This window comes from uncultured Salinicola sp. (genome assembly GCF_937921195.1).
Classification (GTDB): domain Bacteria; phylum Pseudomonadota; class Gammaproteobacteria; order Pseudomonadales; family Halomonadaceae; genus Salinicola.
In genome coordinates this window covers 1-26,495 of sequence record NZ_CALFQK010000212.1, presented here as the reverse complement: position 1 = coordinate 26,495, position 26,495 = coordinate 1, and the positions used below count along the sequence as shown (strand labels likewise).

At 64.1% G+C, this 26,495-nt stretch carries 23 protein-coding genes and 1 riboswitch; of the genes, 14 read left to right on the top strand and 9 right to left on the bottom strand.

Annotated elements, in window-relative coordinates; genetic code table 11:
• Positions 1-126 precede the first annotated feature (126 nt).
• A complete protein-coding gene (locus Q0602_RS24940; protein ID WP_298848942.1) occupies positions 127-858 on the top strand; it encodes a transporter substrate-binding domain-containing protein in 732 nt (243 codons plus the stop codon).
• A gap of 97 nt (positions 859-955) precedes the next feature.
• Here the strand turns inward: Q0602_RS24940 and Q0602_RS24935 are convergent, their stop codons facing one another.
• Together Q0602_RS24935 and Q0602_RS24930 are read right to left on the bottom strand one after the other, a co-directional pair.
• Positions 956-2,119, bottom strand: a complete 1,164-nt coding sequence (locus tag Q0602_RS24935; protein ID WP_298848940.1) for a phosphoglycerate kinase — start codon at positions 2,117-2,119, stop codon at positions 956-958.
• Complete coding sequence (locus tag Q0602_RS24930) at positions 2,116-3,180, bottom strand: glyceraldehyde 3-phosphate dehydrogenase NAD-binding domain-containing protein (protein WP_295040423.1); 1,065 nt, start codon at positions 3,178-3,180, stop codon at positions 2,116-2,118. The genes Q0602_RS24935 and Q0602_RS24930 overlap by 4 nt, the downstream gene beginning before the upstream one ends.
• A gap of 236 nt (positions 3,181-3,416) precedes the next feature.
• Here Q0602_RS24930 and Q0602_RS24925 point away from each other — a divergent pair, with 236 nt between their 5' ends.
• Positions 3,417-4,334, top strand: a complete 918-nt coding sequence (locus tag Q0602_RS24925; protein WP_298848938.1) for an aconitase X — start codon at positions 3,417-3,419, stop codon at positions 4,332-4,334.
• A 5-nt stretch (positions 4,335-4,339) separates the two neighbouring features.
• Here the strand turns inward: Q0602_RS24925 and Q0602_RS24920 are convergent, their stop codons facing one another.
• The 3 genes from Q0602_RS24920 to Q0602_RS24910 all read right to left on the bottom strand — a co-directional run bounded on the left by Q0602_RS24920 (position 4,340) and on the right by Q0602_RS24910 (position 6,415).
• The gene (locus Q0602_RS24920) at positions 4,340-5,089 is read right to left on the bottom strand and encodes an alpha/beta hydrolase (protein WP_295040419.1); all 750 of its coding nucleotides are present in this window, start codon (positions 5,087-5,089) and stop codon (positions 4,340-4,342) included.
• A gap of 221 nt (positions 5,090-5,310) precedes the next feature.
• Positions 5,311-6,039 carry an LrgB family protein gene (locus Q0602_RS24915; RefSeq protein ID WP_298848935.1) on the bottom strand — a complete coding sequence of 243 codons (729 nt, stop codon included), beginning with the start codon at positions 6,037-6,039 and terminating at the stop codon, positions 5,311-5,313.
• The gene (locus Q0602_RS24910) at positions 6,032-6,415 is read right to left on the bottom strand and encodes a CidA/LrgA family protein (protein ID WP_298848933.1); all 384 of its coding nucleotides are present in this window, start codon (positions 6,413-6,415) and stop codon (positions 6,032-6,034) included. The genes Q0602_RS24915 and Q0602_RS24910 overlap by 8 nt, the downstream gene beginning before the upstream one ends.
• Before the next feature lie 600 nt (positions 6,416-7,015).
• On the opposite strand from Q0602_RS24910, the gene Q0602_RS24905 reads away from it, so the two are divergent.
• From Q0602_RS24905 to Q0602_RS24890, 4 genes are all read left to right on the top strand, one after another.
• Positions 7,016-8,068, top strand: a complete 1,053-nt coding sequence (locus tag Q0602_RS24905; RefSeq protein WP_298848932.1) for a class I fructose-bisphosphate aldolase — start codon at positions 7,016-7,018, stop codon at positions 8,066-8,068.
• A gap of 274 nt (positions 8,069-8,342) precedes the next feature.
• The gene (locus Q0602_RS24900) at positions 8,343-9,395 is read left to right on the top strand and encodes an ABC transporter substrate-binding protein (protein WP_298848930.1); all 1,053 of its coding nucleotides are present in this window, start codon (positions 8,343-8,345) and stop codon (positions 9,393-9,395) included.
• Positions 9,396-9,489: 94 nt separating this feature from the next.
• Positions 9,490-9,933, top strand: a complete 444-nt coding sequence (locus Q0602_RS24895; protein ID WP_298848928.1) for a tripartite tricarboxylate transporter TctB family protein — start codon at positions 9,490-9,492, stop codon at positions 9,931-9,933.
• 19 nt (positions 9,934-9,952) lie between these two features.
• Positions 9,953-11,455 (top strand): tripartite tricarboxylate transporter permease, encoded by a 1,503-nt coding sequence (locus Q0602_RS24890; RefSeq protein WP_298848926.1) that lies wholly within the window; start codon positions 9,953-9,955, stop codon positions 11,453-11,455.
• Between the two features lie 84 nt (positions 11,456-11,539).
• On the opposite strand, the gene Q0602_RS24885 is transcribed toward Q0602_RS24890, so the two are convergent.
• Positions 11,540-12,037 carry a 6,7-dimethyl-8-ribityllumazine synthase gene (locus Q0602_RS24885; protein ID WP_298848924.1) on the bottom strand — a complete coding sequence of 166 codons (498 nt, stop codon included), beginning with the start codon at positions 12,035-12,037 and terminating at the stop codon, positions 11,540-11,542.
• 152 nt (positions 12,038-12,189) lie between these two features.
• Positions 12,190-12,355: riboswitch (FMN riboswitch) on the bottom strand.
• 180 nt (positions 12,356-12,535) lie between these two features.
• Between Q0602_RS24885 and Q0602_RS24880 the strand changes: the two genes are divergently transcribed.
• Entirely contained in the window at positions 12,536-13,522 is a 987-nt protein-coding gene (locus tag Q0602_RS24880; RefSeq protein WP_149437475.1) for a sugar-binding transcriptional regulator, read from the top strand.
• Positions 13,523-13,624: 102 nt separating this feature from the next.
• Here the strand turns inward: Q0602_RS24880 and tkt are convergent, their stop codons facing one another.
• The 3 genes from tkt to Q0602_RS24865 all read right to left on the bottom strand — a co-directional run bounded on the left by tkt (position 13,625) and on the right by Q0602_RS24865 (position 18,312).
• On the bottom strand, positions 13,625-15,619 hold the full coding sequence (gene tkt, locus Q0602_RS24875; RefSeq protein ID WP_298848923.1) for a transketolase: 1,995 nt from the start codon (positions 15,617-15,619) through the stop codon (positions 13,625-13,627).
• A 125-nt stretch (positions 15,620-15,744) separates the two neighbouring features.
• A complete protein-coding gene (locus Q0602_RS24870; RefSeq protein ID WP_298848921.1) occupies positions 15,745-16,548 on the bottom strand; it encodes a triose-phosphate isomerase family protein in 804 nt (267 codons plus the stop codon).
• A gap of 42 nt (positions 16,549-16,590) precedes the next feature.
• Positions 16,591-18,312, bottom strand: a complete 1,722-nt coding sequence (locus Q0602_RS24865; RefSeq protein ID WP_298848920.1) for a dihydroxyacetone kinase family protein — start codon at positions 18,310-18,312, stop codon at positions 16,591-16,593.
• Between the two features lie 353 nt (positions 18,313-18,665).
• On the opposite strand from Q0602_RS24865, the gene rpiB reads away from it, so the two are divergent.
• The 7 genes from rpiB to Q0602_RS24830 form a co-directional block, all read left to right on the top strand.
• The gene (gene rpiB, locus Q0602_RS24860) at positions 18,666-19,127 is read left to right on the top strand and encodes a ribose 5-phosphate isomerase B (protein ID WP_298848918.1); all 462 of its coding nucleotides are present in this window, start codon (positions 18,666-18,668) and stop codon (positions 19,125-19,127) included.
• A gap of 420 nt (positions 19,128-19,547) precedes the next feature.
• On the top strand, positions 19,548-20,516 hold the full coding sequence (locus Q0602_RS24855; RefSeq protein ID WP_298848916.1) for a substrate-binding domain-containing protein: 969 nt from the start codon (positions 19,548-19,550) through the stop codon (positions 20,514-20,516).
• An 82-nt stretch (positions 20,517-20,598) separates the two neighbouring features.
• Positions 20,599-22,098 (top strand): sugar ABC transporter ATP-binding protein, encoded by a 1,500-nt coding sequence (locus Q0602_RS24850; protein ID WP_295036351.1) that lies wholly within the window; start codon positions 20,599-20,601, stop codon positions 22,096-22,098.
• Positions 22,088-23,047 (top strand): ABC transporter permease, encoded by a 960-nt coding sequence (locus Q0602_RS24845; RefSeq protein WP_295036350.1) that lies wholly within the window; start codon positions 22,088-22,090, stop codon positions 23,045-23,047. The genes Q0602_RS24850 and Q0602_RS24845 overlap by 11 nt, the downstream gene beginning before the upstream one ends.
• 396 nt (positions 23,048-23,443) lie before the next feature.
• Positions 23,444-24,556 carry an alcohol dehydrogenase catalytic domain-containing protein gene (locus Q0602_RS24840; RefSeq protein WP_298848914.1) on the top strand — a complete coding sequence of 371 codons (1,113 nt, stop codon included), beginning with the start codon at positions 23,444-23,446 and terminating at the stop codon, positions 24,554-24,556.
• A 31-nt stretch (positions 24,557-24,587) separates the two neighbouring features.
• A complete protein-coding gene (locus tag Q0602_RS24835; protein ID WP_298848912.1) occupies positions 24,588-25,238 on the top strand; it encodes a DUF2291 family protein in 651 nt (216 codons plus the stop codon).
• Positions 25,238-26,495: sugar ABC transporter ATP-binding protein (locus Q0602_RS24830; RefSeq protein WP_298848911.1), on the top strand; the 1,258-nt coding region annotated here is incomplete at its 3' end. The genes Q0602_RS24835 and Q0602_RS24830, both read left to right, overlap by 1 nt.

The window sequence follows — 26,495 nt, the reverse complement described above, 5'->3', positions numbered from 1 at the left end:
CTGCTGCTGCCGGTGATCGTGGGGCCGATCCTGCGTCGCCGGATGCAGGCGGCCAGAGCCAGAACCCAGGATTGACGAGTTCGATCAGCTATTATCCTTACTCGCTTTCTCTCTGAGGAACGTTATATGAGCGATGAAAAATCTGCGGTCATCGAGGCGCTGGCGCCGGCCGGGCGACTGCGCGTCGCCATCAACTACGGCAATACCGTTCTGGCCCAGCGCGGGAAAGACGGTAAGCCCGCCGGTGTCTCGGCGGTGCTGGCGCGGGGGTTGGCGGACGAACTCGGGGTGGAAGCGGAATTCGCCACTTTCGACGGTGCCGGCGACGTGTTCGCCGCCATCGACGACGACGCCTGGCGGATCGGCTTTCTCGCCCGCGACCCGGTGCGGGCCGAGAAGATCCACTTCACCGATCCCTACGTGATCATCGAAGGCACCTACCTGGTGCCGGATGCGGCGCCGTTCCAGGATGTCGACGAGCTGGATCGGGACGATATCCGCATCGCGGTGGGCAAGGGCGCGGCCTACGATCTCTATCTGACACGGGCGCTGAAGCATGCGAGCCTGGTTCGCGCCGCCACGTCCGCCGCGGCGATCGAGCTGTTCGCCGAGCAGGGGCTTGATGCCGCCGCCGGCGTGCGTCAGCCACTCGCGGCCTATGCCGCGTCGAATCCCGGTTATCGCGTCCTGGCGGGGCGCTTCACCGCCATCGAGCAGTGCATGGCCGTGACCAGGGCCCAGGCTTCGGACGCCGTCATCCGCTACGTCGAGGATTTCCTCGCTCGCATGAAGCAGCAGGGGGTGGTGAAGCGGGCGTTGACGGAGAGCGGACAGGACGAGACCCAGGCGGCACCGTGAGCAGGAGAGCGGTGTGAAATGGCAAGCCGTTGCCCAGAGACGACGACACCGACCCGAGGGTCGGTGTCGTCGCTTGTCGCCGGATCATGAAACGGTGCTATTTGGCGGCTTTCTCCAGCGCCGCGACGGCGGGCAGGGTCTTGCCTTCGACGTATTCGAGGAAGGCGCCGCCGCCGGTCGAGATGTAGGAGACCTGGTCGGCGATGCCGTACTTGTCGATGGCGGCCAGGGTGTCACCGCCACCAGCGATGGAGAAGGCGGGGCTGGCGGCGATCGCCTTCGACAGCACTTCGGTGCCCTTGCCGAACTGGTCGATCTCGAACACGCCGACCGGGCCGTTCCACAGGATGGTGCCGGCGTTTTCCAGCAGGCTGGCGAGATGCTTCGCGGTGTCCGGGCCGATATCCAGGATCATCTCGTCGTCGCCGACCTGGTCCACCGGCTTGACGGTCGCGGTGGCGGATTCTGAGAACTCGGTGGCGACGACCACGTCGGTGGGCAGCGGGATCTTGACCTTGGCCATCAGTTCCTTGGCCTTGTCGATCAGGTCCGCCTCGTGGAGCGACTTGCCTACGCCGTAACCGGCCGCGGCGATGAAGGTGTTGGCGATACCGCCGCCGACGATCAGCTGATCGCACTTCTCCGACAGCGAATAGAGCACGTCGAGTTTGGTGGACACTTTGGAACCCCCGACGATGGCGGCCATCGGGCGCTTGGGGGCGCTGAGCGCCTTTTCCAGGGCGTCGAGCTCGTTGGCCAGCAGCGGGCCGGCGCAGGCGTGCGGCGCGAACCGGATCACCCCGTGGGTGGAGGCCTGGGCGCGGTGGGCGGTGCCGAAGGCGTCCATCACGTAGATATCGCAGAGCGCGGCATACGCCTTGGCCAGCGCTTCGTCGTCCTTCTTCTCGCCCTTGTTGTAGCGCACGTTCTCGAGCAGCACGACTTCACCGGTGGCGATCTCGACGTTGCCGTCGAGGTACTCCCTCTCCAGCCGTACCGGCTTGCCCAGCAGCTCGGAGAGATGCTCGGCCACCGGGGCCAGGGTGAACTCATCCGCCGGCTCGCCCTCGGTGGGCCGACCCAGGTGGCTCATCAGCATCACGCTGGCGCCGGCGTCGAGCGCGGCCTGGATCGTCGGCAGGCAGGCGCGGATGCGGGCATCGCTGGTGACCTTGCCGCCCTTGACCGGGACGTTGAGATCCTCGCGGATCAGCACGCGCTTCCCGGAGAGATCCAGGTCGGTCATCTTCAGTACGTTCATAAGATCCTTTCCTTGCGGTGAAGAGAAGTGACGGGTTTGGCAATGGAGGACGGCAGTTCGAGCCAGTGGCGGGCGACATCGAGCATCCGGTTGGCGAAGCCCCATTCGTTGTCGAACCAGCACAGCGACTTGAGCAGGCGGCCGCCGGCCACGCGGGTCTGAGTGGCATCCACGATACCCGAGCGCGGATCGTGGTTGAAGTCGACCGAGGCCATCGGCTCGTAGGTCACGCCAAGCAGGCCCAGGTAGCGCTCGCGGCTGGCGGCGGCCAGGCAGGCGTTGACCGCGTCGGCGTCGGTATCGCGCTCGAGCGAGATCGCCAGATCCATGGCCGAGACGTTGATGGTCGGCACACGGACGTGAAGGCACTCGAAACGATCTGCCAGATGCGGCATCAGGCGGCCGATGCCGCGTGCCAGGCCGGAGTCCACCGGGACGATCGACTGCATCGCCGAGCGTGTCAGGCGCAGGTCGCTGTTGTGATAGGCGTCGATCACCGGCTGGTCGTTCATCGCCGAATGAATGGTGGTGGTGACGCCATGGGAGACGCCGAAGCTGGCGTCCAGCACCTCGAGTATCGGTATCAGGCAGTTGGTGGTACACGACGCCGCCGAGACGATCCGCATGTCGGGGGCGATCGCGCTCTGATTGACGCCGTAGACCACCGTGGCGTCGACGTCCGCTTCCGCCGGCTGCGAGAACAGCAGCCGCCCCGCCCCGGCCTCGAGGTGACGCTCGGCGGTGGCGCGATCCTTGAAGCTGCCGGAGCACTCCAATAGCAGGTCGATGCCGAGCTCGCCCCACGGCAGCGTCTCCGGCACCTCGGCGTTGAGGACACGAATGGTCCTGCCGTTGACGATCAGGCAGCCATCGCGCGCTTCGACATGGCCGGGAAAGCGCCCGTGGGTGGTGTCGTAACGGGTCAGGTAGGCGATCGTCTCCAGGTCGGAGCGCTCGTTGATGGCGACGATCTCCAGCGGCAGATCGGGGCGCTCGATCAGCGCACGCAGCACGCTCTGGCCGATACGGCCGTAGCCGTTGATGGCGACGCGATAGGTCATGGGCGAGTCCGATAACCCGAGGTTGAGGACGAGGTTCGAGGCCGACCATCTTAGCGCATTCGTGCCGAACCAGCCGAGCCTGAGCCGGATGTCAGACCAAGGTACTGGACGCAGGAGCGATCGCCTCATAGTTTGGAACGATCTCTCTGGTACCGGATGCGCTCACCGATGGTTATTGACGACACGCCTTTCACCGCGATCGCGATCTCGTCCCTGGCCGTCGGGACGACAAGGCCATGATGCGGCGTCTCGAATCGTTGTCGTTCTATCTCTCCGCCACCGAGTGCCTGGTCGAGGGCGAGGCCAGCGGCGTGGTCCTGAACCGCTCGATGCCATGCCGATTGTGGGAGGACCCGGAGCTAGAGCGAGGCGAGGGGATCGGCGATCGCGACCTGCCGCGTGGCGAGCCCGTCGCCGGGCGAGCGCTGGTCGTTGCTTGCAAGCCGGGTTCGAGCAGCGGCGGTGTCGGGCTACTGGAGGCCATCCATGCCGGGCAGGCGCCGGCGCTGGTCGTGCTCGACCGTCCCGACGAGGCCATTGCGCTGGGAGCTATCGTCGCCGCGGAGGTGCTGTCGCTCTCGTTGCCGGTGGTGGTGCTGGATGAGGCACGTTTTGCCATGGCCCAGGCGGCGCATCTGATCACGCTCTATCGCGGTGGCCGGCTCGTCCTGAGCGGCCCCCGCCTGGCGGGCCTGGCCAGCGTCACGGCCGGCGGAGAACTGGGGCACGAGCCGACACCACACGTTGCCGCCAACGACGGCTTCACGCTCTCGCCGGAGGACCGGCGCTGTCTCGATGGCGACGCCGGTCCGGCCGCCCAGGCCGCGATGCGGGTCGTCGTTGGCATGGCTCGCCTTCAGGGTGTCCGGGCGTTGTTCGACGTGGATCGCATTCACGTCGCCGGCGACATCGAGATCGGCCCGGCGGGTCTGGCGCTCGCCGCGCAACTGGTCGAATGGGGAGGCGAGTTCCGCGTACCGACGACGATCGGGGCACCCGGCGAGGCGACGACGCACGTCGTCAAGGCCTGCCGAGCGCTCGGCGCGATACCGCTCGACGATTCATCTCCATCGCGGGCGGGCGCCGAGTGGCCCTGGCCGCTGGCGCTCTGCGTGGCGATCGTCGGCCGGGCGCCGGCACTCTCCGCCTACTGAGGCCTTCAGCGGATCTCGGCGGCGATGGCGTTGAGTCGCTCCGCCAGTGTCTCCGGCATCTCCATGGGGAGGAGATGCCCATAGCCGGGAAAGACCTCGAGCTTGCCCTGGGGGAGGTGGGGCATCACCTCGGAACGCTGGGTTTCCGGCGCCAGCGACGGGTCCCTGTCCCCGACCAGCACCCAGGCCGGGTAGGGGAGCTTGCCGACGGTCTCGCGCCAATCCTCGGCGTGCGTGGTCGTCGGCCAGGCCCGCCACGCCGACGGGTTGGCGTTGATGGCATCCTCCACCGCCTGCTGGTAGAGCGTCGGGGCGAGAGACACTTCGCTGGCGCCGTCGATGAACTGGCGTGCCTGAGCCTCGCTGAAATCGAAGTCGAGCTGGAATCGATGCTCCTCCTCGGCGATCGACTGCGGCCCGGGCGGGGAGGGCGCGATCAGGATCAAGGCGTGCAGCCACGCGGGGCGGTCGGCGGCGACGGTCATCGCGATGCGGCCGGAGAACGAGTGGCCGACGAGGATGACGTTGTCGAGCCCGGCGTCGTCGACGCACTGCTCGACGTGACGGGTCATCGAGGCGACATCGAATCCCGCCACGTCGCTGGCGCGGCCGAAGCCCGGCATGTCCAGCGTGATCACCCGGTACCGCTGGTCGAGAAGCGGCAGGACCGCCTCCCACTCATGATGGGAACTGCCGAAGAAGTGCATGAGCACCAGCGTCGGGTCTCCCTGACCGTTGTCACTGGCTATCGTCATCGGGTCTCTCCTGTCGAGGCTGTGCTGTCATCGGGCTTTCCTTGCCGCAACCGTCGAGGCAGTCGACGGCCTGATAACAGCGTAGCGGGATCTGCGTCGCTGTCAGGCATCGCGCGAAGCGATGCCCGGTAGAAGCGATGCCCGGTAGAGGAGATGTTCAGCAGAAACGATGGTCGGTAGAAGCAATGCCCAGTAGAAGCGATGCCCGGTAGAAACGATGGTCAGTAGAAGAGATGCCAGACGAGCGGCAGCACGACGGCGGTGAAGGCGCCGGTCAGGCTCATGCCCAGCGAGGCGAACGCGCCGGCGGCGCTGCTGATCTCGAACGCGCGCACCGTGCCCAGGGCGTGTCCGTTGATACCCAGTGCCAGGCCGATCAGCCGGGGGTCGCGAATGTGCAGGACCCGGCTCAGCCACTCCACCCCGAAAATGGCGGTGACGCCGGTCGTCAGCAGCGCCCCCATCAGCAGCGCCCGCGAACCGCCGAGCTCCTCGGCCAGCCCGAGCGCGATGGGCGAGGTCACCGACTTGGGCGCCAGCGAGGCGAGCACCTCCTTCGGTGCGCCCATGGCGGCGGCGATGATCACGGCGTAGCAGGCGGCCAGGGTCGCCGATAGCGGCAGCGTCAGCAGGATCGGCTTCCACAGTGCGCGAATCTGCGGCAGTTGCTGGTAGAGCGGCACGGCCAGCGCGACGGTGGCCGGGCCCAGCAGCAGCATGAGCCAGCCGGCGCCGCGGTTGTAGTCGTCGATGCCGATGGGCAACAACGCGATGGTCACGGCAATCAGGATCGCCGCTATCAGCATCGGCGGGCACCAGGTGGGCCGATGCATCAGCTTGAACAGGCGGATACCGAAGAAATAGGCGCCGAGCGTGAGCGCGATGGCGGCGATCGGAGAGTCGAACCACTGTTGTGGCAACTGCGAGAGTCGCTCGAGCCAGTCATTCATGGCCGGCGTTTCCCGCTGCCAGTCCCGGGGCGTCGCTCGCGGGCAGATAGCGCCGCATCAGCAGCAGGCTCGACAGCACGCTGAGCAGCGTGCCCGCGATCAGCGCGGTCAGAATGGCGACCCACTGGTCCGCGAACTGACCGGCGACGAAGAATATCTCGACGACACCGGGCATGATCAACAGCGCCAGCATCGCGATCAGCGGCTGGCTGATGTGGACGACATCCGGATTCATGCCACCCCGGTAGCCGAAGAAGAGGGTCAACAACAGCATGCCGATGACGCCGCTGGGCATCGGCAGGCGGAACAGCGCCACCACGGCCTGCCCCAGCAGCAGAAAGACCAGTAGCCACAAAAAGCCGCGCAGAACGGACATCCTGACAATCTCGAATCGCGGAAAGGAGGAGCATCATAGCAAATGCGTGGCGTCGTCCCGACGGCCGTGGCATGCCAGTCCGGATCCGGCCGGCGCTCAAGACTTTCCCATGACGATTTTCAGCCGTCGCCGGGATACGAAACGTGACAATCTGGTGCAGCCCCCGTCATGGCGTCCGACCGAGCAGACAGGCGATGAAGAAACGGTGCATGGGCGTGAACTGCGGCGCATAGTCGCTTATTCTTGGCGGTGATCTCAGGAAGCGCGGACAATTTTGCGGTGTTTCCTTAAGCTCTGTCTGAAAAATCGACGAGCGATAGCCAGACAAGGCAAAAATCGGCGAAAAAGCGGAGTTTACGCGGGGTAAATAAGCATTTTGAGCCGATTTTTAACGCCGTATGGTTGAGCGCAGGCATTTTTCAGACAAAGCGTAACGGCTAGTCGATGATCGCCGCGATAGGGAGGGGGAGCTGGCGCCACGGGCTGCGGGTCGAGACCATGCCACGCAGCCATTATCGGTTAGCCATCTTTGGTAGACAGGGAAGCGGCCCAAGTCGAGATTTCCCGGATGATCCATCTTGAGGACAGAGGAAAAGCAACATGACCGATATCGCCAAGCTGCTGGGCAAGGAAGCAGACAGCCTGCTCAGCTACACCTGCACGGGCTTCAAGAAAGAAGACCTTTATCTGCCGGGCCCCGACTTCGTCGATCGCGTCTTCTCCGATACCGATCGCAGCCCGCACGTGATGCGTAACCTGCAGACGCTGTTCAATACCGGTCGCCTGGGCGGTACCGGCTACCTCAGCATCCTGCCGGTCGATCAGGGCATCGAGCATTCGGCCGGGGCGTCGTTTGCCCCCAACCCGATGTACTTCGATCCCAAGAACATCGTCGAGCTGGCCCTGCAGGGCGGTTGCAACTGCGTCTGCTCGACCCTAGGGGTGCTCTCTTCGGTGGCGCGGCGCTATGCGCACAAGATTCCGATGATGCTCAAGCTCAACCACAACGAGAGCCTGACCCTGCCGGCGATGTACGAACAGACCATGTTCGCGCAGATCGAGCAGGCCCACGACATGGGCTGCATCGCGGTCGGCGCCACGATCTACTTCGGTTCCGAGGATAGCCGCCGCCAGATCCAGGAAGTGAGCGAGGCCTTCGAGCGTGCGCACGAGCTGGGCATGATCACGGTGCTGTGGTCCTACCTGCGCAATCCCGAGTTCAAGAAAGACGGGACCGACTACCACGTCTCCTCCGATCTCACCAGCCAGGCCGTGCATCTGGCGGCGACCATCAAGGCCGACATCGTCAAGCAGAAGCTGCCCGAGAACAACGGTGGCTACAAGGCGATCGGTTTCGGTCATACCCACGACAAGGTCTACAGCGAGCTGACCAGCGATCACCCGATCGATCTGGCCCGCTACCAGGTGGCCAACTCGTTCATGGGCCGCGCCGGGCTGATCAACTCCGGCGGTGGCTCCAAGGGGCACTCGGACCTGGGTGAAGCGGTACGCACGGCGGTGATCAACAAGCGTGCCGGCGGCATGGGCCTGATCTCCGGACGCAAGGCATTCCAGAAGCCGCTGAAAGAGGGTATCGAACTGCTCAACGCGGTACAGGATGTCTACCTTTCCAAGGACGTCACCGTCGCCTGATCCCAGGCCCATGAGTTAGACGTTAGACGCAAGTGCTCATGGAATTCCCGAAGCCCGGCCATCGCCGGGCTTTTTTTCGCCTCGATTTCAGGGAGTTGCTCGGGTCGATGGATGACGACCTTGGTCTGGAGACTTAAGTTGAATTGTCTGACAAAGTCGCCTTCATTACCGTGCGAGACGTGTTGGATGATAACGCTATCATTTTGTCCCCGCCGGCGTATGGCGTAGCGAGTCGCGCTGCTCGGGTGGGGCAACGGTATGAGGGAGACGCGTCATGAAAGCGATTTGGAACAAGACCTGTCTGGCGGTAGTGGCCAGTGCCGCCATCGGGATATCGGCCTCTGCGCAGGCCGCCGACGACTGCCCGCTACCGGGCAACCTGCGCGTGGTGATCGGCTCGACCTCGACCGGCGGCGACACCTACCAGAACTCGAGCATCGTGGTGGATCGACTGGCGGACAAGCTCGACATTAATGCCAAGGTCGATGCCGTAGGCGTGATGCCGGGTTTCCAGGCGCTGGAGCGCAGCCGCCACGGCAACACCGTGATGATCTTTCATGACGGCGCCTACCTGGGCAACCTCTACGGGGTGAACGGGTATCCGGATATCTTCAGCAAGTTCATCGTCGGGCCGACCATCGCCATCAATCCGGGTAACGCGTATCTCGTGCCTAAGGACTCCCCCTATCAGTCGATGAGCGACATCATCGAGGCCGCGGGCGACGGCAAGCAGATCAAGGTCGCGATCCAGCCGGGGAGCGTCTCGGAGATCGGGTTCTCGGCGCTCAAGAATGCCGTGCGCATGAAGTATCCCGGCAAGGAGGGCAACATCGTCGCCGTCAACACCGGCTCCCAGGCGGACAAGAACCAGTTGCTGTTCGATGGGGCGGTGGACGTGATCAACGGTTCGGTCCAGGCCAACGAGCAGTACACCCAACTGCCGGCGGATGACCAGAAGGCGATGCGCTTCGTCTGGATCACCGCCCGCGAGAAGACCATCGCCGAAACCGATGAAGCGGGCATGGGCGACACCACGCGCGAGCAGCTGCTGCAGTACGTGACGCCGAACGTCAGCGTGCCGATGGCCGCCGACCAGGACTTCACTTTCGACAAGGAATTTTTCTTCCTCTACAACAAGGACATGGATCCTGCCGCGATCGAGTGTATCGACGACGCGCTGGCAGAGATCTACGACGAGGGCGAGATCCAGCAGCAGCAGAAGCGCTCGTTCTTCGTGCCGGACTTCAAGCCCTCCCAGGAAGCGGCCAGCTACCTGGAAGAGAAAAACGACCAGTACAAGACCATCATCAGCGACCTGAACGGTTGATTCCGTCGCGTGCCGGCCGGCTGACGTCGGCCGGCACGGCTTCGTTCCCACCACCGACACTGCCGGCGATGACCCGGCGCAGGAGCCGCTTTCCATGGAAAGCCAATGGCTGTCGCTGCTCGATGTGACCATCGATTTCGACCAATCGCATCTCTTCTTTCCCCGAATCGTCACCTGGATTCTGGTCGCGCTGCTGGCGATCATCCTGATCACCCGTTATCGGCTGCTGGCGCCGGGCCTCAAGCGCGCGGGTCGCGTTCTGGTCGGGCGTGAAGGCGAGTTCGACCACCGGCGTTTCTTCGGCACGCTGGCGCTGACCACGGCCTACTTCTATCTGATGGGCGTGCTGAGCGATGTGTTTCCCAATACCGGCTACAGCTTTCTGATCATGTCGGTGCTGTTCGTGTTTCTGCTCTCGCTTCTTTACGTGGGTCGGCCGACGCGGCGCCAGTTCGTCATCCTGGTGCTGAATGCGCTGATCGCGCCGGCGCTGGCCTGGTACGTGCTGGCGCAACTGTTCCGCATCACCCTGCCCTGATCTGCCGGAGACATCTTGCATGGATATTCTGTCTCACCTCACGCCGATGTTCTTCGCGCTGATCGCCGCGGGAACCTCCATCGGCATCATCTTCGGTGCGATCCCGGGCATGACCGCCACCATGGCGGTGGCGGTCTGCCTACCGCTGACCTACGCCTTCGGGCTCGAGAACGGCATCGCGCTGTTGCTGGGGCTCTATGTCGGCGGTATCTCCGGCGGGATGGTGCCCGCCGTGCTGATCAACATCCCCGGCACACCGTCGTCGATCACCACCACCTTCGACGGCTATCCGATGGCCAAGCGGGGCGAGGGCGAGCGCGCGCTCAAGATCGGAATCGTCGCCTCGGTCTTCGGTGGCCTGTTCAGCGCCGCGGTACTGTTCTTCTTCGCCCCGGTGCTGGCGGACTTCGCGATCAAGTTCTCCTACGTCGAGAAGTTCCTGATCATCCTGCTGGCGCTGACGGTGATCGCCTCGCTCTGCTCCAACATGCTGATGGGCGTCTTCAGCGGCGTACTGGGGGTGTGGCTGAGTCTGATCGGCACCTACTCGATCACCGAGGGCGGCAATGGCGAGCCGCGCCTGATGTTCGACTTCATGCAGTACTACCTGATCGACGGCTTCTCGCTGCTGCCGGTACTGATCGGCATCTTCGGCCTGACCACCGTGCTGCTGGACGCCGAGAAGGGGTTCAAGGACGAGACCGGCCAGGGGCCGATTTCGCTCAAGGGCGGGGCCAGGTTCCGGTTCAGCGTGTTCAAGGGCCAGTTGCTCAACCTGATACGCTCCTCGAGCATCGGCACCTTCGTCGGGATCCTGCCGGGCGTCGGCGGCAGCGCCGCTTCGGTCCTGGCCTACAGCCAGGAGAAGAATTTCTCGCGAGACTCCTCCCAGATGGGCAAGGGCGCACCGCAGGGGATCGTCTCGTCGGAGTCCTCCAACAATGCGTTGACCGGTGGCGCGCTGGTGCCGCTGCTGTCGCTGGGCATTCCCGGCGACTCCACCACCGCGATCCTGATCGGTGCGTTCACGCTGCAGGGCATCCAGGTCGGTCCGCTGTTCATCGGCAACAACCTCGATACCTGGTACCTGATGATCATTGCGCTGCTGGCGGCCAACGTGCTGATGTTCGGCATCATGTACTTCGCGATTCGCCATATCGCCAGGGTGATCGAGGTGCCGAAGTACATTCTCTATCCGCTGATCATCATGATGTGCGTCGTCGGCGCCTACGCCATCAATTACGGCATCATGTTCGATGTCTGGACGCTGCTGATCTTCGGGGTGTTCGGCTGGGTCGCCCACAAGATCGGGCTGGAAACGGTGCCGTTGATCATCGGCTTCATTCTCGGCAAGTCGGCGGAGGTCTACTTCGTCAAGAGCCTGGAGTCGTACGGCAACTACTCGATCTTCTTCACCAAGAGCCCGATCGCCATGTTCCTGTGGGTGTTGATCGCCGTGTCGCTGGCGTTCGCGATCTATCTGCGGGTGAGGAATCGACGCCAGGCCTCCGTCGAGAGCTGATCGACCGCCGCCTGGCAGGACGCAACGAAAAAGCCCACGCCATCGGGGATGGCGTGGGCTCGTCGGCATGATGCCGGCAGCCGGTCAGTCGACGCTCAGCTTGCGCGCCTGATTGACGTTCTCCATCGTGGCCAGGCACGCCTCGGCGGCCTCGCGCCCCTTGGTCAGGAAGTGCTGCTGGAAGAACGACAGATGCGCCTCGTGCTCATGGAAGTGGTGCGGCGTCAGCACCGCGGAGAGCACCGGCACCTCCTGCTCGACCTGCAGTGACATCAGTGCGTCGATCACCGCCGTGGAGACGAAGTCGTGACGATAGATGCCGCCGTCGACGACGAAGCCGGAGGCGACGATCGCGGCGTAGCGGCCGCTCTTGGCCAGCAGCTTGGCCTGCAGCGGAATCTCGAACACGCCGGGAACGGTGAAGGTATCGATCTGCTCGACGGCAAAGCCGCGTTCGGCGACCGCTTCGAGGAAGGCGGCGTGGCAGTTGCCGACGATATCGCCGTGCCAGTCGGCACGAATGAAGGCGATGCGTTGCGACAGCGTCTGCGGCGAGAGCTGCGGCGGATAGGGCTGATTCATGGTCGTTTCCTATTCATCGGTGACCGAAGTCACGTTAACCAGAATCAGGGCTTCGGATCCGCTTGGGAATCACGGGAGGCGGTTGGCGTGGGCGTGAATGGCGAAAGTCACCGATAGCCACGCGTGGCTGACCGAATCGTCGTTGCAAGGGGAACCGTTCTCTTTCATCCGGACTATCACCGTCGGCTTCGGAATCTCACCGAATCTGCTGACCTCGAAGGCGACGCCTTCGAGCGCTCGCGGGCTGAGAGGCTGGCGCTCGTTTCACGCCGCATCATTACCGCCGGTGGGGACTTGCACCCCGCCCTGAGAACCGATCGCGGCGAACCGCAATCCGCCGATAGTCTACGCCGATTCCGGCGCACGAGAAAGTCGAACGCGGGGGACCCTGTGGTATCGTGAGCCGGTCGAACAGGCCGGCTGAACGGGGGCGTCGGCCTCGGGCCGTTCCAGGCCGATCTTCTTCACACTCGATCTTCTCAAAACATGGAAGCGTGCATGAACGAGCGCAACGAGAACGCCGATATCGCTCTGATGACGGAAATCGCCACCCTCTACTACACCGAGGGAGAAACCCAGGAGGTCATCGCCAATCGGTTGGGTATCTCGCGGGTCAAGGCGGGGCGGTTGCTCAAGCGCGCCCAGGCGGAGGGGATCGTCGACGTTCGCGTGCGCCAGCATCCTGCCGTCAGCGCGGAGATCGAACAGGCGTTGAAGCGGCGCTTCGGGATCAAGCGCGCGTTGATCGCGCTCGATCACGCCGATTCCGACGTTCAGCGCGCCAACGTGGCCAGCCTGGTGGCCGATCATCTCTCGCGACAGCTGAGCGAGGGGGCGATCGTCGCCGTCGGCATGGGGCGCAACGTCGGTGCGGTGGCGGACAACGTGTTCGAGCAGGGGCAGCGCCAGTGCTCTTTCGTCTGCGCCATCGGCGGTTCGGTGCGGGCGGGGGAGTACATGAACCCGGATCACATCTGTCGCCGGCTGGCGATCAAGTTCGGCGGCGACAGCGAGACACTCTATGCGCCGGCGCTGGTGCAGAACCTCGAGCTGCGCGACGCCATGTACGAGAATCCGACCATTCGCCAGACGCTGGACCGCGCCCGGCGCGCCGATCTGGCGCTGATCGGCATCGGCGATCTCAGCGAGAACAGCAACATGGTGCGGATGGGCTGGTTCACGCCGCAGGAGACTGCCGAGGCGCGGCTCTCCGGCACCGTGGGCGACATGATGGGCTACGATTTCATCGACATCTATGGCCGCCCGTCGATGACGCCGATGCAGGGCCGCGTCATCGGCCTGACCATCACCGATCTGGCTCGAATCCCCGACGTGATCGCCATCGCCGCCGAGAATACCAAGGCGGCCGGCATACTCGGCGCGTTGCGCACCGGGGTGATCGACACCCTCGCGACCAGCGTCACCAACGCCCACACCATCCTGCGGCTGGACGAGGCGACCCGGGTCGACGACAAATCCGGCTAGGCGCTTCCCTCGGCGCCCGAACCGCCGCGTCACGAATCCACCAACGAAAAACGCCCGGCCAACAGGCCGGGCGCTTCGTTGCGAGCTGTCAGGCGTCGACGATCAGCCCAGCAGCTTCTCGGCGCGGGCGACGACCTTGTCGACCGTGAAACCGAAGTGCTTGAACAGATCGCCGGCCTTGGCGGACTCGCCGTAGGTGGTCATGCCGATCACGTCGCCGTCCAGGCCCACGTACTTGTACCAGGTCGACGGGATGGCGGCTTCCACCGCCAGGCGAGCGCGCACGGACTTGGGCAGTACCGACTCGCGATAGCTGTCGTCCTGCTCGTCGAAGGCGCTGGTGCAGGGCATGGAGACCACGCGAACCTTCTTGCCCTTGCCTTCGAGCTCCTTGGCGGCATCCATCGCCAGGCCCACCTCGGAACCGGTGGCGATCAGGATCAGCTCGGGCGTGCCGCCCTCGGCCTCCTTGAGCACGTAGCCGCCCCGGCGGATATTTTTCAACTGCGCGGCGTCACGCGACTGCGCCGGCAGGTCCTGGCGCGAGAAGATCAGCGCCGTCGGGCCTTTCTCACGCTTCAGGCCCTCGACCCAGGCCGCCGCCGTTTCGGTGGCGTCACACGGGCGCCAGGTCGCCAGGCCGGGCAGGTTGCGCAGGTCGGCCAGCTGCTCGATGGGCTGGTGGGTCGGGCCATCCTCGCCGAGACCGATGGAGTCGTGGGTGAAGACGTGGATGATGCGGGTGTGCGACAGCGCGGACATGCGCACGGCGTTGTGCATGTACTCGAGGAACACCAGGAAGGTGGCGTCATAGGGAATGAAGCCGCCGTGGGTGGCGATGCCGTTGGCGATCGCGCCCATGCCGAACTCGCGCACGCCGTAGTGCAGGTAACCGCCGTCGAAATCTTCCTTGCTGATCGCCTTGGCGCCTTTCCACAGCGTCAGGTTGGACGGTGCCAGGTCGGCGCTGCCACCGAACAGCTCGGGCAGGTCCGGTCCCAGTTCGTTGAGTACGCCCAGCGATGCCTTGCGCGATGCGGTGGTCTCGGACTTCTCCTGCGCCGCCTGGATCAGGGCATCGCCGTCGAAGTTGGCCGGCAGCTCGCCGTTGTAGCGACGCTTCAGCTCCTTGGCCAGTTCCGGGTAGGCTTGCTCGTAAGCCGCCAGCTTGGCATCGTACTCGGCCTCGCGCTTCTGGCCCTGCTCTCGGGCGTCCCAGGCGGCGTAGTATTCGTCGGGAATCTCGAACGCCGGGTATTCCCAGCCCAGCTCCTTGCGGGCGGCGGCGACTTCGTCCTCGCCCAGCGCGGCGCCGTGGCTCTCCTCCTTGCCCGCCTTGTTGGGCGAGCCGAAGCCGATCACGGTCTTGCAGATGATCAGGGTCGGCTTGTCGGTGACGCCCTTGGCTTCCTCGATGGCGGCGTTGATCTGCTCGGCATCGTGGCCATCGACATCGCGGATCACGTGCCAGTGGTAGGCCTCGAAGCGCTTGCCGGTATCGTCGGTGAACCAGCCCTCGACTTCACCGTCGATGGAGATGCCGTTGTCGTCGTAGAACACCACCAGGTTGCCCAGCCCCAGGGTACCGGCCAGCGAGCAGGCTTCGTGGCTGATCCCTTCCATCAGGCAGCCGTCGCCGGCAAAGACCCAGACGCGGTGATCGACGATCTCATGGCCTTCGCGGTTGAACTGCGCGGCCAGCGTGCGCTCGGCGATGGCCATGCCGACACCGTTGGCCAGGCCCTGACCCAGCGGGCCGGTGGTGGTTTCGATGCCCCGGGTGTAGCCGTGCTCCGGGTGACCGGGGGTCTTGGAGCCCAGCTGGCGGAAGTTCTCGAGCTCCTTCATCGGCAGGTCGTAACCGGTCAGGTGGAGCAGCGAGTAGTGCAGCATCGAGCCGTGACCGTTGGAGAGAATGAAACGGTCGCGATCTTCCCAGTCCGGATTGGCGGGGTTGTGCTTGAGATGGTCGTTCCACAGCACTTCCGCGATATCGGCCATGCCCATCGGCATGCCGGGGTGGCCGGAGTTGGCCTTCTGCACGGCGTCCATGGAAAGCGCGCGGATGGCGTTGGCTAGCTGACGACGAGATGGCATTGGCTTTCGGATCCCCTAGATCGTAAATGGATGATGTCGCGAGACGCGATCTGACACTCGTTTTGACACGATGAGTTCGGCACGGCAATCAAGTCTAACGTGGCTGGTCAGTGTAGCGCGGATGATCAATCCGATGCGGAGGATTCGTTCCGCGCGGCTGATCCGTTTGACGCGAGCAGCGAGGCTTCGTTCACGATCGCCTCGAACGCGGCCGGATCGTGGGCAAAGCGCCCCAGGAACAGACCATCGACCTTTCCCGCCAGACGGGTCAACAGGTCGGGGCCGGCGCTGCCGCCGTAGATCACGCTGGCAGACGGGTGCGTGGAGAGGTGATCCCGCAATCCCTGGCAGACCGCCGCAATGTGTGCCAGCGACGCCGGTTCCGAGGCACCGATCGCCCAGTGCGGTTCATAGGCGATCACCAGCGGCTGCGAGCGCTGTTCCGGCGTCGCCAGTGCCAGCGCCGAATCGATCTGATGCCGGCAGTCGGCAATGGCATCGCGCGGTTCGCCGCGGTCGGATTCGCCGATGCAGAGCACCGGTATCAGCCCTTGTGCCAGGGCGATGCGTGTCTTGGTGGCGACGATGCCGTCATCTTCCGCGAACAGACGCCGCCGTTCGGCGTGGCCGATCTCGACATAACGACAGCCCATCTCGGCCAGCATGGCCCCGCTCACCTCGCCAGTATAAGCGCCGGGTGGCGCCTGATACAGGTTCTGGCCACCCACCCCGACTGGGGTGTTGGCGAAGCAGTCGAGTACCGGGGCGATAGCGGGAAAACTGGGCAGCACGAACAGCGACACCCGGCCGTCGATGACGGCCGGGTGATGGGCGAGACGGTTGGCGACCTGGCGGCACCAGTCCAGGGTCTGGGCATAGCCGAAATACATCTTGAAGCTGATGCCCAGGGTAATCGGAGCGTGAGCCATGGCGTCCTCGCGCTGTGGAGCGTCATGTCATCGAGGGTGGCATCACCGGTCGATGACGGGTTGGATGGCGGCGACGATCAGGGAGAGGGAGACCGCACCGGGGTCCGGCGTACCGAGGCTCTTTTCGGCCAGCGGGCGGGCGCGCCCCATCTTCGGTCTGAGCTCGCAGGTGGCGGTCGCCGCCGCTTCGCAGGCCTCGACGGCCTTGCGCCATGCCGTGGCGAGATCGTCTCCCGCGGCGACGGCCTGTTCGAGGGTCTCGCTGAACGGTGCCAGCGCATCCACCAGGGTCTTGTCGCCCAGCTTGGCCTTGCCGAACGCCATCACGTCGTTCTTGGCCTTGGCGATGCCTTCAGCATAGTCAGCCGGGGTCGGGTCGTCATCGTCGCCAAGCGTCACGCTGAGCGCGTTCAGCATCACGCCCCAGATGGCGCCGGAGGTACCGCCGGCGCGATCCGACCAGGCCTCGGCGGCCATGCGCAGCAGCGTGCCGGCCCCGGCACTGCGGCTCACCGCGTCCTCGGCGGCCAGTTCCGCGGCGACCACGCCGCGCTGCATGCCGATGCCGTGATCGCCATCCCCGGCAATGGCGTCGAGCCGCCCCAGCTCTTCCACCTTCTGGTCGATGATCCTGCGCGTCGCGCTCAGCGCCTGATAGAGGCAGCGCGCGGCAGCGATCGATGCTTCGCTGGCTGGCGGAATGGCGTCGGCATCCGGAATGTCCAGCGCTGAGGCGTCGATCGGCGGGGCTGCCTCGAGACTGCCCTTGCGATAGGCGGGCGCATCCGCCGGCGCCTTCCAGAGCCGCTCCAGCTCGTCGTCGAGCCAGAACAGCGTCAACGAGGCGCCCGCCATGTCGAGACTGGTGACCAGTTCTCCCACCTCCGGTTCGACGATCTCCAGCCCGGCTTCCGTCAGCAGCTGATTGACCCGGCGATAGACCACGAACAGCTCTTCGTACTTGATCGAGCCCAGGCCGTTGAGCAGCACCGAGGCCTTGGCGCCTTTGACACTGCCGACGCCATCGGGGATCTCCTCCATCAGGTGAGAGACCAGCAGCTCGGCCAGGGCATCGGCACTGGGCACGTCCTGCTCGCTGATCCCCGGCTCGCCGTGGATGCCCAGGCCGACCGCCATCTTGCCGGCGGGTACGTGGAACAGCGCGTCCTTCGAACCCGGCAGCGTGCAGCCGTCGAATGCCACGCCCATCGAGCGCGTGCGCAGGTTGGCCGCGCGGGAGACACGCACGACTTCCTCCAGCGAATAGCCCGCCTCGGCCGCTGCCGCCGCGATCTTGAACACGGTCAGGTCGCCGGCGATGCCGCGACGCTTGTGAAGCTCCTCCGGTCCGGCGCTGGAGACATCGTCGATGACCGCGACGATCTCGCAGGGGATGCCCTCGCGGATCAGACGCTCCCGCGCCTGGCCGAAATGCAGCACGTCGCCGGCGTAATTGCCGAAGCTGAGCAGCACCCCGGCGCCATTGTTGGCGGCCTTGCAGACGTTGTAGACCTGCTGCGCCGACGGCGAGGCGAACAGGTTGCCCATGACCGCGCCATGGGCCAGCCCCTGGCCGACCAGCCCCGCGAAGGCCGGATAGTGGCCCGATCCACCGCCGATGACGACGGCGACGGTGCCCGGCTCGCTGCGAGTGCTGCGGATGACCCCGCCGGGTACCTGGCAGACCCGTTGCGCATGCGCAGCGACGAACCCCTCGGTCGCTTCGTCGACGAAATTCACAGGATCGTTGTAAAGACGTGTCATGGCCGACGCTCCCGGCGATTGAGTGAATGTCAGGCCTTGGCGATCGATGATCCGGGGCCTGATGAAAATATGATCCAGGTTTGCGCATTTGGTTTTCTTGCTGCGCCTGGGACCATCATAGCGGCCAAAGGGGGCGGCGATATGCGACTTTGGTGGTGATGAAGCCCCGTTTCGTGCCTGCGTTTCGACGGTTTTTTTATCGCTTCAGGCTGATTCCGCGCCGATTTTTGGGGTTTTGGCGCCTTAGTACACACGACTTTATGCTCATATGAGATATTCTTGTTCATATGATCGGTGTGTGACTATGATGATGCCGTCGAGGTTCGACGTCATTGACAGCATGGAGGTGAGTGATGGCAAAGCAGTGGCGAGTGGCACTGGGGTGTGACGAGGCGGCGTACGAAATGAAGCAGGCGATGATCGAGCATGTCAGGGCGCTGGGGCATGAAGTCGAGGACTTCGGCACCCACGAGGCCAAGCCGGTGCTCTACCCGGACATCGCGATCGAGGTCGCCGAGGCGATCGCGGCGGGGCGCTACGATCGCGGCATTCTGATGTGCGGCACCGGCATTGGGGTAGCGATCTCCGCCAACAAGGTGGCCGGCATTCGCGCCGCGCAGGCACACGACACCTATTCGGCCGAACGGGCCCGCAAGAGCAACGACGCCCAGATCGTCACCATGGGGGCGCGTGTCATCGGTGTCGAGCTGGCCAAGACGATCGTCGAGAGTTTCCTGGGTAACGAGTATGAACCCGGCGGTCGCTCGCAGCCCAAGGTGGATCGGATCGAGGCCTACGAACGCGAGCATCGCTGAATCGTGTTGCCTGTCTCGGCATCCTCCTGCGGAAGTCGGAAGTCGGAAGTCGGAAGTCGGAAGTTGGAAGTCGGAAGTCGGAGGTTGAAAGTTGGAGGTTGAAAGTTGGAGGGGTCTCAGGGGATCGGCGCGGCGGTCGAAGAGGTTGGCGAAGCCGCGGGTAGCGATAGGTCTCAGCCGGGTGATCATATGATCATTGATTATGGCTCTTCTGGATTCTGCCGACTGTGGCGGTTTGATTGTCGATAGAATAATAACTTTTTGAAAAAGAATAAAAATAATCGATCTTTCGTCGTGACCACTAAAGTCTGTCTTGCCCGTGTGGCGCGCGAAGCAGTAAATGATGAAGACAAAAGGTGTTCATATGAACTCCATGAGTGTCATGTGAATGGTGGTAGAGATCATTCCGGAGGGTTCTCCATGAAAATCGTCAAGGCGGGTGTGGTACTGGGGCTCGGTATTCTGGCATCCGTGGGGGTGGCATCATCGGCTCTCGCCGCCGATGGCCCGGGGACCGAGAAGAGCGAGAGCTACCGCTTCGTGGTGGTGCCGAAGGTCGTCCATCCATGGTTCGACAAGGTCAACCAGGGGGCGCAGCAGGCAGCCGCCGCGATCGAGGCGCAGACCGGCTCCGAGGTGGAGATCCAGTATTCGGCTCCCCAGAGCGCCAACGTCGCCCAGCAGAACGAGATCATCGAGCGCGCCATCTCGACGCGCCCCGACGGAATCATCGTCGATCTGCTCGACCCCAGCGGCAACCGGACCGTGCTGCAGGAGGCCCAGGAGCAGGGGATTCCGATCACGCTGTTCGATTCGATCAATCCCGAGGGAATGAACCTGACCACCGTCGGCAGCGATTTCTGCGAGCAGGCCGAGATGGCGGCCAACCGCTTGATCGAACTGCTGGATGGCAAGGGCAAGGTGGCGATCATGATGGGGGTGCCCACGGCGCCCAATCACGCCGAGCGGGCACGCTGTGCGCAGGCCGTGTTCGACGCCCACGACGGTATCGAGGTCGTCGCGACCGGCGTCGACAACGATGACATCAACACTGCGCAGCAGCAGGCCTCCGCGATCATGCAGGCCAATCCGGATCTCGATGGGTGGGTCGCCTCGGACGCCGCGGGACCGGTCGGTATCGGCCAGGCGATCAAGGAGGCCGACAAGGTCGGCAAGGTTCAACTGGTCGGCCTCGACGACCTCAGCCAGATGCTGGTGTTGATCAAGGAGGGCGTGGCGGACTCCTCGTCGGCTTCGCGCCCGACCATGCAGGGCTACTGGTCGGTGATCAACATGTGGCAGCTGGCTACCGGGGCGATCACGCCCAATCACATCGATACCGGCAACGTCATGATCACGCCCGATAACGTCGACTCCTTCATGGAGTGAGGCTCGGAACGCCCTCGCCTGCGGCCGTGTCGTGGGCGGGGCGGTTTCGATGATTCAATGCGAGAGTCCGCGGGAGGCGACAATGGCTTACTTGCACGTCGATCATGTCAGCAAGCGGTTTCCGGGCGTCAAGGCGCTGGATGACATCGTGCTCGAGATCGAGATGGGCCAGGTGCACACGCTGGCGGGGGAGAATGGCGCGGGCAAGTCGACGCTGGTCAAGATCTTGACCGGCACCGAGAAGCCTTCCCAGGGGCGCGTGATGATCGATGGCCAGGATGCGGCAAGCCACGATCACCTGCACAAGACCATTGCCTATGTCCCGCAGGAGATCAATCTGTTCGGCAACATGACCGTGGCCGAGAATCTTTTCATGCCCTTTTCGCGCTCCCGGCGCGGGGGATGGCTGTTCAGGCGTCGCGAGCTGGAACGGGCGGCACAGACCTGGATCGATCGCTTCAAGATCGCGGCCAGGCCCGGCGACAAGGTGCGCCATATCTCCATCTCCGACCAGCAGCTGCTGCAGATCGCGCGGGCCTGCACCAACGAGTCGATGAAAATCCTGATTCTCGACGAGCCGACCTCCTCGTTGACGGAGACCGAGGTCGAGCGCGTCTTTCGGGTGGTGCGGGACGTGGTGTCCTCGGGCTGCGGCGTCGTCTTCATTTCGCACAAGTTCGACGAGATGTTCGCCATCAGCGACACCATCAGCGTGTTGCGCAACGGCCGCAAGATCGAGACGCGGCCGGCGTCGCAGCTGGACGACCGCCAATTGGTGTCGCTGATGTCGGGGCAGGAGGTCAAGACGGATAGCCGCCTGCAGCCCGAGGGCGGGAGCGGGGAGGTCATGCTGCGAGTCGAAGGCCTCAGCGGGAAAAGATTCGAGGATGTCTCGTTCACCTTGCGGCGCGGGGAGATCCTGGGGTTCGCCGGGCTGGTCGGGGCTGGTCGCTCCGAGGTGATGCAGACCCTGTTCGGCTTCCTGCCGGCCCGGTCCGGAAAGGTCCAGTTGGAGGGGCGGGCGTGGCGGCTGGGGGACACGCACTACTCCATCCGCAACGGTCTGTTCTACCTCTCCGAAGAGCGCAAGTATCACGGCATCTTTCCCGGCCAGAGCGTGCGCCGCAATATCGGCATGGCATTGCTGCGCGCCACGGCCCGCCACGGCGTTATCGACGCCCGCCTGGAGCGTGGGCGTGTCGGCGACATCGTGCGTGACTACGACATCAAGACCCCGACCATGAACAAGAACATCACCTTCCTGTCGGGGGGCAATCAACAGAAGGCGATCATCGGGCGCGCCATGGCCTGCGACCCTCGCATCCTGATCTTCGATGAGCCGACCAAGGGGATCGATATCCGCACCAAGATGGAGATCTACCGGTTGATGAAGGTGCTGGCCGAGCGTGGCGTGGGGATCATCCTGGTGTCATCGGAGATGGATGAATTGCGGCGTTGCGCCAATCGCATCGTCACGCTCTACGAAGGGAAGGTCAGCGGGGAATTTCATATCGACCAGGCCAGCGGAGACGCGCTGGTCGGGGCCATCCACGGTCACGGGGGAAGCGGGCATGCTGCGTAAGGCAATGGGTTTCATGGTCAGCAATCCTCTGAGCGGTGTGGTGGGGGTATTGGCGCTCATCGTGGTGGTGGCGTCGCTGCTGTCGGAAAATTTCCTGAACAGCTACAACCTGGTCATCATCGCCCGGTCGCTGGCCTTCATCGGCATGATCACCATCGCGCAGTCGATGCTGATGATCCTGGGGGAACTGGACCTGTCGCTCGGCGCCATCGGCGGTTTCTGCGGTGTGATCGGCGGCATCCTGATGGTGAAGATAGGGCTGAATCCGTGGTTGGCATTCGCGCTCTGTCTGGTGATCGGGGCGCTGTTCGGGTTGCTCAATGGCCTGCTGGTGACGCTGCTCCGGCTGCCCTCGCTGGTGCTGACGATCGGCATGGCGGGGGTCTACGGCGGCCTCAACCTGGTCATCACCAAGGGCGTGGCGATCACCGGCATCCCCGCCGACATCGGCTTTCTCGGCAGCGGCAAGTGGGCCGGCCTGCCGGTACCGTTCTGGATCATGCTGCTGTTCCTGGTCGTCGCCTGTTTCATCACGCTGAAGACGCCGTTCGGGCGCTACATGTACGCCGTCGGCAGCAATCTGTCGGCCGCCAGGATGCTGGGCATTCGCGCCGATCGTGTCCGTCTGGGCGTCTTCGCCTTCGCGGGCTTCCTGGCGGCGCTGGCCGGCATGCTGATGGTCGCCCGGCTGGGCTCGGCGCAGCCCTCCATCGGGGATTCGTGGGTGCTGGGACCCATCGCTGCCTCGGTGATCGGTGGGGTGCCGACCACCGGCGGCATCGGTACGCCGTTGGGGGCGATCTTCGGCGCGGCGATCATCGGCGTCATCGAGAACGTGATCGTGCTGCTGGGCATCTCCCCGTACTGGCAGTCGATGGTGAGCGGCGCCATCGTGGTGATCGCGATATCGCTGGACTCCATCTCGCGACGCTATTTCAAGCGCGATTGATCGATCCGGCTGCGAGGACGACGGCCGCGGCCGTCGTCCTCGCAAGGCCGGATTCGCCTCCGCCGCAGTGATGCGGCTCGAATGGCCTTGCTGCCCGCGCTTCACGCTCAAGCAATGTTCGTTCAATCCTTCCAGTGAACATATGATCGTATTTAGACCATTCTAACGCATTTGTTTCCCGCCCATTCTCTCGAGTCTTGCCGCGTGCTCGTCGATAACTTTAGTCGTAGCAGGCCAAATGAATTCATTTTAAATTGATGTTTATCAACAAGATGAAAATCGTTTGCCTAAAGTCTTAGAGTGCATTGCCGGGTTGCGTATTGATGTCTTTTCCGCTGCTGAGCTAAAAACATATGACCGAATATTGATCATGTGTTTAAGCACGGGAGATCTTCCATGAGCGACTCCACCGCGACATCCGCGCAAGCGACTTCCCTCGACGACATTCCCCGCACGATGAAAGCCGTGGTCGCCTATGCGCCCAACGATTATCGCTACGAAGAGGTGCCGGTCCCCGAGATCGACGACAAGGAGATCCTGGTCAAGGTCGAGGGTTGCGGCATCTGCGCCGGGGACATCAAGTCCTACGACGGCGCGCCCAGCTTCTGGGGCGACGAGACACAGCCCGCCTATATCAAGGCGCCGATGATTCCGGGGCACGAGTTCATCGGCCGGGTGGTGAAGGTCGGTGCCCACGTCGAGGGTTACGCCGTCGGCGATCGCGTGATTTCCGAACAGATCGTGCCGTGCTGGAACTGTCGCTTCTGCGGTCGGGGGCAGTACTGGATGTGCGAGAAGCACGACCTGTACGGCTTCCAGAACAACGTCAACGGCGGCATGGCCGAGTACATGAAGTTCACCAAGGAGGCGATCAACTACCACGTCCCCGAGGAACTGCCGCTGGAGAAGGCGATCCTGATCGAGCCCTACGCCTGCTCGCTGCATGCGGTACAGCGCGCCAGAATCGAGCTGGGCGATGTGGTGGTGCTTTCCGGCGCCGGTACGCTGGGGCTGGGCATGGTCGGTGCGGCCAAGAAAGCGGGTGCCGAGAAATTGATCGTGCTCGACCTGTTCGACGAGCGCCTGGAACTGGCCAAGAAGTTTGGCGCCGATCTGACCCTCAACCCCAAGCGCGACGACGTGGTCTCGATCATCAAGGAGATGACCGAGGGCTACGGCTGCGACGTCTACATCGAGGCGACCGGGCATCCCAAGTCGGTGGAGCAGGGCCTGTCGATGATTCGCAAGCTGGGGCGTTTCGTCGAGTTCAGCGTGTTCAAGGATCCGGTCAGCGTCGACTGGAGCATCATCTCCGACCGCAAGGAGCTGGACGTGCTGGGCTCCCACCTCGGCCCGTACTGTTATCCGCTGGTGATCGAGGGGATCCGCAACGGCGATTTCCCGACCGAAGGGGTGGTGACTCACAAGCTGCCGCTGGAGAAATACGAGGAAGGGTTCGAGCTGATGAAGAGCGGTTCGAAGTCCTTGAAGATCGTGCTGATCCCTTGAGCCGACAGGTTTGCAAAAGAGGACGCTTTTCATGAGTGCAGCAGTTGCCAGTCGGCCAGCGGCGCCGAACAAGCTGAAGGGACGTCTGATCATCGGTGCCTGCGTGGCCGTGGTGCTGGCCGCGATGGCCTGGGACACCAAGGTCATCGAGATCGGCACCGAAGCCGAACTGGCCGGGGGATTCTCCGCCGAGACCTATGGCGGGGAGCACTTCCCGGCCATCCAGGCGAGCGTCGAGGAGCGCGCCGTCGATGCCGGTGAACTGGCGTCGGCGGTACTCGCGGACTCGACAGCGGCGGGTCAGAAGTATGGTGTCGGCGATGGTTTCGGCCCGGTGGTGCCGGTCACTTTCAGCGGGACGTTCGGTGAGGCGCGCTCAGGCATCTATACGGTCGAAGCCGAAGGCGTGCCCGAGGAGATCACGCTGCGCGTGCAGACCGGCCCGGCGATCAATGGCACCGACCTGCGCGACGCCACCGGCGAGATCTCGTTCGGTGAGTTCGCCAACCAGATCGAGTATCAGAACGCGGGGGCGTCGATCAATGACGCGATGAAGCAAGCGGTGCTGGCGGATATCGATACCGCCGACCTGAGCGGCAAGACCGTCAGGGTGACCGGCGTGTTCAAGCTGATCAATCCCAAGAACTGGCTGGTGACCCCCGTCAGCATGGAGGTGCAGTGATGGCTTCCTCTTCGAGTCGGCCCGCTCCCGCCAGCGAACCGGTCGACGATATCGTCCTGTCGGCGCGGGATGTCGCCAAGTCGTTCGGCAGCGTGCATGCGCTCAAGACGGTCAACTTCGACGTCTATCGCGGCCAGGTGACCACGCTGTTCGGCGAGAACGGGGCCGGCAAGTCGACGCTGATGAAGATCCTGTCCGGCGTGATCCAGCCGACCTCCGGCGAGATCGTGCTGGAGGGCGAGGCGGTACGCTTCGCCTCGACCACCGATGCCCAGCGCCTGGGCATTTCGATCATCCATCAGGAGTTGAGCCTGGCGCCCAACCTGAGCGTGCGCGACAACATCTTCATGGGCCGCGAGATCAAGGGGCCGACCGGTATCGACTATGCCGAGGAGGCGCGTCAGACCCGGGCGTTGATGGAGGAGCTCGACGAGCCGATCGATCCGCTGACGCCGGTGGAGGACCTGCGCCTGGGGCAGCAGCAGATCGTCGAGATCGCCCGGGCGCTGTCGGTGAACTCGCGCATCCTGATCATGGACGAGCCGACCTCGGCGCTGTCGGCGACCGAGGTCGAAGTGCTGTTCCGGGTGATTCGCGACCTCAAGAGCCGCGGGGTGTCGATCGTCTACATCTCCCACCACCTGGAGGAGGCGCTGCTCATCACCGATCACGCGGTGGTACTGCGCGATGGCGTGATGACGGCCTACGCCAGGCGAGCGGATATCGACCTGGAGTGGATCGTGCGCAACATGGTCGGCGAGAACTTCGATCTCGGCTCGCCGCCGACCGGTCACGCCCTGGGCGAGGTGGCGCTGTCGCTGGAGGATGTCAGCGTCGCCGATACCGCAGTGCCGGAGCGCTCGGTGGTCGATCATCTGTCGCTGGAGGTTCGCGCCGGCGAGATCGTCTGCATCTACGGCCTGATGGGGGCCGGGCGCACCGAACTGCTCGAGTGCGTGGCCGGTCGCGTGCCGCTGAGCGGTGGGCGGGTGGTGCTGGAAGGCGAGGACGTCTCGCACCTGAGCATCGCCGAGCGCATCGCCAAGGGCCTGGTGCTGGTGCCGGAAGACCGGCAGCGCGATGGCCTGGTCCAGACCATGTCGGTGGGCGAGAACCTGTCGCTGGCCAGCATCAAGGCATTCACCCGCTGGCTGCTGACCTCGGGAAGCCGCGAGCGCGGCGTGGTCGACGAGTCGATCGCCAACGTCCATATCAAGACCGACGGGCCCAGGGCCGAGATCGGCTCGCTCTCCGGCG

Excerpts from the sequence above, each read along its gene's own strand:
- Q0602_RS24940 (WP_298848942.1), top strand. The coding sequence starts at position 127 with ATGAGCGATGAAAAATCTGCGGTCATCGAGGCGCTGGCGCCGGCCGGG.
- Q0602_RS24935 (WP_298848940.1), bottom strand. The coding sequence starts at position 2,119 with ATGAACGTACTGAAGATGACCGACCTGGATCTCTCCGGGAAGCGCGTG.
- Q0602_RS24930 (WP_295040423.1), bottom strand. The coding sequence starts at position 3,180 with ATGACCTATCGCGTCGCCATCAACGGCTACGGCCGTATCGGCCAGAGC.
- Q0602_RS24925 (WP_298848938.1), top strand. The coding sequence starts at position 3,417 with ATGATGCGGCGTCTCGAATCGTTGTCGTTCTATCTCTCCGCCACCGAG.
- Q0602_RS24920 (WP_295040419.1), bottom strand. The coding sequence starts at position 5,089 with ATGACGATAGCCAGTGACAACGGTCAGGGAGACCCGACGCTGGTGCTC.
- Q0602_RS24915 (WP_298848935.1), bottom strand. The coding sequence starts at position 6,039 with ATGAATGACTGGCTCGAGCGACTCTCGCAGTTGCCACAACAGTGGTTC.
- Q0602_RS24910 (WP_298848933.1), bottom strand. The coding sequence starts at position 6,415 with ATGTCCGTTCTGCGCGGCTTTTTGTGGCTACTGGTCTTTCTGCTGCTG.
- Q0602_RS24905 (WP_298848932.1), top strand. The coding sequence starts at position 7,016 with ATGACCGATATCGCCAAGCTGCTGGGCAAGGAAGCAGACAGCCTGCTC.
- Q0602_RS24900 (WP_298848930.1), top strand. The coding sequence starts at position 8,343 with ATGAAAGCGATTTGGAACAAGACCTGTCTGGCGGTAGTGGCCAGTGCC.
- Q0602_RS24895 (WP_298848928.1), top strand. The coding sequence starts at position 9,490 with ATGGAAAGCCAATGGCTGTCGCTGCTCGATGTGACCATCGATTTCGAC.
- Q0602_RS24890 (WP_298848926.1), top strand. The coding sequence starts at position 9,953 with ATGGATATTCTGTCTCACCTCACGCCGATGTTCTTCGCGCTGATCGCC.
- Q0602_RS24885 (WP_298848924.1), bottom strand. The coding sequence starts at position 12,037 with ATGAATCAGCCCTATCCGCCGCAGCTCTCGCCGCAGACGCTGTCGCAA.
- Q0602_RS24880 (WP_149437475.1), top strand. The coding sequence starts at position 12,536 with ATGAACGAGCGCAACGAGAACGCCGATATCGCTCTGATGACGGAAATC.
- tkt (WP_298848923.1), bottom strand. The coding sequence starts at position 15,619 with ATGCCATCTCGTCGTCAGCTAGCCAACGCCATCCGCGCGCTTTCCATG.
- Q0602_RS24870 (WP_298848921.1), bottom strand. The coding sequence starts at position 16,548 with ATGGCTCACGCTCCGATTACCCTGGGCATCAGCTTCAAGATGTATTTC.
- Q0602_RS24865 (WP_298848920.1), bottom strand. The coding sequence starts at position 18,312 with ATGACACGTCTTTACAACGATCCTGTGAATTTCGTCGACGAAGCGACC.
- rpiB (WP_298848918.1), top strand. The coding sequence starts at position 18,666 with ATGGCAAAGCAGTGGCGAGTGGCACTGGGGTGTGACGAGGCGGCGTAC.
- Q0602_RS24855 (WP_298848916.1), top strand. The coding sequence starts at position 19,548 with ATGAAAATCGTCAAGGCGGGTGTGGTACTGGGGCTCGGTATTCTGGCA.
- Q0602_RS24850 (WP_295036351.1), top strand. The coding sequence starts at position 20,599 with ATGGCTTACTTGCACGTCGATCATGTCAGCAAGCGGTTTCCGGGCGTC.
- Q0602_RS24845 (WP_295036350.1), top strand. The coding sequence starts at position 22,088 with ATGCTGCGTAAGGCAATGGGTTTCATGGTCAGCAATCCTCTGAGCGGT.
- Q0602_RS24840 (WP_298848914.1), top strand. The coding sequence starts at position 23,444 with ATGAGCGACTCCACCGCGACATCCGCGCAAGCGACTTCCCTCGACGAC.
- Q0602_RS24835 (WP_298848912.1), top strand. The coding sequence starts at position 24,588 with ATGAGTGCAGCAGTTGCCAGTCGGCCAGCGGCGCCGAACAAGCTGAAG.